Source organism: Glaesserella parasuis (assembly GCF_002015085.1).
In the GTDB taxonomy this organism is placed as follows: domain Bacteria; phylum Pseudomonadota; class Gammaproteobacteria; order Enterobacterales; family Pasteurellaceae; genus Glaesserella; species Glaesserella parasuis.
In genome coordinates this window covers 1-2,661 of the sequence record NZ_MUXW01000027.1, presented here as the reverse complement: position 1 = coordinate 2,661, position 2,661 = coordinate 1, and the positions used below count along the sequence as shown (strand labels likewise).

Genomic DNA, 2,661 nt, shown 5'->3' with positions numbered 1-2,661 from the left:
AGTGTAGGGGCAAATTACATTTGCCCTTAAAGAACAGAAAAAAGAAGATAGAGAGAATCATCAAAAGATTTTCCTGATGGCCATAGTGCTGTGGAACCACCTGATTCCATCCCGAACTCAGAAGTGAAACGCAGTAACGCCGATGGTAGTGTGGGGCTTCCCCATGTGAGAGTAGGGCACCATCAGGGCATTGATTTAAACCCCAGTAGAGATACTGGGGTTTTTGCTTTTTGTTCGGGAAAACAAAACTAAGGGATTTTAACCCAATTAATCTTTTTCAAGTTTATAAAAGTGCGGTGGAAAAAATTGAGTTTTTTCGTTGAATTTGACTTCATAATGTAGATATTTCTACAATTATGTTATAGTTTTGTTAATTATTAACCAATATAAGGAATTTATATGTCAGCCCAGAAGCTTATTAGTACACTCACTCAAATTGTGGGGGAGAAATATATTATTACTGAAGCCTCCAAAACAGAAGTTTATCGAAGTGGTTATCGTTTTGGATCAGGAAATGCACTTGCCGTTGTACGTCCAGCGACATTACTAGAGTTTTGGGATATATTAAAGGCTTGTGTTGCAGCTGATGTTATAGTGATTACCCAAGCTGCAAATACGGGGTTGACAGGGGGTTCGACACCGAATGGCGATGATTATGATCGGGATATCGTGATTATTAATGCAATGAGAATCAATGGAATTCAACTTATTAATAATGCGAGTCAGGTTGTGTGTTTGCCTGGTTCTACTCTTAATGCTCTAGAGAATGCATTAAAACCTCACAATAGAGAACCACATTCTGTAATAGGCTCATCATGTATTGGTGCATCGGTTATTGGTGGTGTTTGCAATAATTCGGGAGGGGCTTTAGTACAACGAGGACCGGCTTATACCGAAATGGCACTTTATGCTCAATTAAATGAAAAAGGTGAATTAGAACTTAAAAATCACTTAGGGATTGATTTAGGTGAAACACCTGAAGAGATTTTACAAAATCTACAAGAACAGCGTTATCAACGTAAGGATATTCAACTAGAATGTGGAAAAGGACATGATCATGCTTACTGTAATCATGTTCGTCAAGTAGACGAAGATTCACCCGCTCGTTTTAATGCTGATCCGGCTCGTCATTATGAAGCATCCGGAAGTGCAGGGAAGTTAGCTATTTTTGCTGTACGTTTAGATACTTTTCCTGCAGAAAAAGAAACGGCTGTATTTTATATTGGAACAAATCGAACTGAAGTTCTTAATGATATTCGCCGTTATATGCTAGCTAATTTTCAGCAGTTACCAATTTCAGGAGAATATATTCATCGTGATGCTTTTGATATGGCTGCAGAATATGGTAAAGATACATTTTGGGTAATTAAAAAGCTGGGTACTCATCGTTTACCAATGTTATTCGCACTAAAAGCGAGAGTAGACCGTTTAGCTAAAAAATATCATTTTTTACCTAACCATTTGAGTGATAAAGCATTACAATTAATTTCTAAAGTATTACCACAGCATTTACCTTTAAGTCTTCGTCAATATCGAGATAAATATGAACATCATTTAATCGTTAAAATGGGGGGGGGAGGTGTTACAGAAGCAAGAGAATATTTAAAAACCTACTTCGCAGAAAGTGCTAAAGGTGGTTATTTCGAATGTAATTCGGAAGAAACTCAAGCGGCAATGCTTCACAGATTTGCTGTTGCTTCTGCGGCAGTACGTTACAGAGCTATTCATGAAAAAGAGGTAGAGGATATTGTTGCTTTAGATATTGCGTTGCGCCGCAATGATAGTGAATGGTTTGAAGTATTACCAACAGAGATCAACGATAAAATTAGCCATAAACTCTATTACGGTCATTTTATGTGCCATGTTTTTCATCAGGATTATATTGTGAAAAAAGGTCATGACTGCGTAGCATTAGAGCATAAAATGTTAGAATTGCTTGACCAACGTGGTGCCCAGTATCCTGCTGAGCATAATGTAGGACATTTGTATGAAGCAAAACCTACTTTACGTAAATTCTATCAACATCTTGATCCAACAAATAGTTTTAACCCAGGTATCGGACAAACTTCAAAGAAAAAATATTGGCAATAGCTGAGATATATTCGAAGATTTAGTACAAGATTGATATAACAACCTGTGTTTCTTGTTTGATACAGGTTGTTTTTATTTGGCATAGTAGACAAAAGTGTTGGTAAAAAGTGACTTGAAGCCTTATACTACAAGGCTTTAAATCCTCATTTTGATTCTTGCTGACAACCTCTAACTCATTGATTCCATTATGATTATATTTTGAAATCAAAATAATACTCAACGTTATTTTTGTAATGAATGTTATAAAACGTTTATCTTAAAATCTAAATTAGATCCAATTAAAATTTGGACTGATTACACATCTGGAAAACAAACCTATCAACAACTTGCCGAAAAATATCATTGTTCGGTTAGAACTATTCAAAGATATATTGATAAAGTCCCTAAAACAGCTTTAAAACTACCTTCAAATCGATACCTAAACATCATTATGGATACAACGTTTTTCTGTCGTTATTTTGGCGTATTAGTGCTAATGGATTCTAATTCAAATAATGTGATTTCCCATTACTTTGTGCGAACCGAAAAAGATATTTACTACAAACTTGCCCTGAATAGGTTAAGAGAAAA

At 35.7% G+C, this 2,661-nt stretch carries 1 protein-coding gene and 1 rRNA gene; both read left to right on the top strand.

The window, feature by feature from the left end:
• The first annotated feature begins 72 nt into the window (after positions 1 to 72).
• Positions 73 to 188: ribosomal RNA gene (gene rrf / locus B0183_RS07495) — 5S ribosomal RNA — on the top strand.
• Positions 189 to 399: 211 nt separating this feature from the next.
• A complete protein-coding gene (dld, locus tag B0183_RS07490) occupies positions 400 to 2,091 on the top strand; it encodes a D-lactate dehydrogenase (RefSeq protein ID WP_078208587.1) in 1,692 nt (563 codons plus the stop codon).
• Positions 2,092 to 2,661 lie beyond the last annotated feature (570 nt).

What these genes read in the sequence shown, in the direction of transcription:
- dld (WP_078208587.1), top strand. Translation starts at nt 400, where the DNA reads ATGTCAGCCCAGAAGCTTATTAGTACACTCACTCAAATTGTGGGGGAG.